The 1526-nt window shown below is 64.8% G+C and carries 2 protein-coding genes; both read right to left on the bottom strand.

Annotation, left to right across the window (positions count from 1 at the left end; genetic code table 11):
- A partial coding sequence (locus VGL01_RS24145; RefSeq protein WP_331573888.1) for a trehalase family glycosidase occupies positions 1-672 on the bottom strand: 672 nt, incomplete at its 3' end.
- Positions 673-965: 293 nt separating this feature from the next.
- Positions 966-1526, bottom strand: a 561-nt coding sequence (locus VGL01_RS24150; protein ID WP_331573890.1) for an SDR family oxidoreductase, incomplete at its 5' end; no start/stop codon positions are given.

The following is a 1526-nucleotide window of genomic DNA, read 5'->3' on the forward strand; positions in this document are numbered from 1 at the left end:
GTGACCGTAGCGGTCGATCAGCGTGGCGAAATTCTTGAGTTCCTCCTTCGCCAAGTCGTGCCGGCCGCTTTGTTCGAGGCCGAGCATGATGAAGTACGAATCCCAGTAATAGATTTCGTCGAAGCGGCCACCCGGGATGAGATAGGGCTGAGGCAGCGCCAGCAGAGACGACCATCGGCTCTCGACGCGGTCGGGGCCGCGGCGTAGCACGTTCCAGAGCGTGTCGATGTGCGCGACGACGTTCTGGTTCGGATCCGTTGCATAGTGGCTATCGCTGCCGGCCGGGGCGCTGAACCGCGCTTCCACGAAGTTGCGCAGATCGAACCCGGGCTGGTCCCGCTGGGCGGCGAACTCGGCGACGATCTGCTGCGGCGGTGCGTTCGGGATCATATCGGCGAACGTCTTGCTGTCCGGAAAAATCCGGGCAAGCTCCACCGCGCGATAAAGCTCGCCGTACAGCGCGAACGGAGATGCCGGTTCGACGGGAGAGGGCTGGGCGTGCGGGTTGACCTGCGATGCCGCGATCGGCGGCGATTGCCGGGCGACAGCGCTCGCGTAGGGCGACGCCTCGATCGGCTGCGCGCCGTAACAGACGCTGAGCGCAACCGGGCTCGCGGACAGGATGGCCGTAAGGCTGGCCGCTGCGAGGCGCCGGGCGAGGGAGAGCGACATATGCGGTCCTTGGCGATTGGGCCCGAGCGCCTGTCACCGGCGCGCTCGCAGCAACGATGGGGTGCGTCGGCGCCAGGGCGGGCGACGCGCGCGTCGGCGAGTCAGCAACCCCTGTTCCCGCTACGTGGCGGCCGTCGACGAACATCTTCGTGAAGCCAAGAAAAAGCCGCGCGCACGTGACGCGTGGCGCGCGGCAAATTCCGTCCGGTGGCTGTCCGCGTCAGGAGTGTCGGCGCGGCGCCGGACGGGGGCGGAACCGACGTGCGGCAACGATGCCGCGAAGCGTCGCGGCGCTATTGCAGATGCTGTCCACCGTTGATCGAGATGTTGGCCCCGGTGACGAAACCCGCTTCGTCCGAGCACAAATAGGCAATCAACGCGGCCACCTCCTCGGGTTGACCGAGTCGGCCGACGGGAATCTCGGGCAGGATCTTCGTCTTCAAGACGTCCTCGGGTACCGCCATGACCATACGCGTTGCGATGAAGCCCGGCGATACGGTATTGACCGTCACCCCATTGCGGGCCAATTCGAGCGCAAGCGACTTGGTAAACCCATGCATGCCCGCCTTGGCCGCCGCATAGTTGGTTTGCCCGAAACCGCCTTTGCAGCCGATCACAGACGAAATGTTGACGATGCGCCCCCACCCGCGGGCCGTCATGTCCTCGTACCACTGCTTCGTCATGTTGAAGACCGAATCGAGATTGGTGCTCAACACGGCATCCCAGGCACCCTTGTCGAGCTTCTTGAAACTGGCGTCGCGCGTGATGCCGGCATTGTTGATGAGGATGTCGATCGGCCCGATTTCGGAGCGGATCTGGGCGGCACAGCGCACACATGAGTCGTAGTCGGCGAC

The organism is Trinickia sp. (assembly GCF_036503415.1).
In the GTDB taxonomy this organism is placed as follows: domain Bacteria; phylum Pseudomonadota; class Gammaproteobacteria; order Burkholderiales; family Burkholderiaceae; genus Trinickia.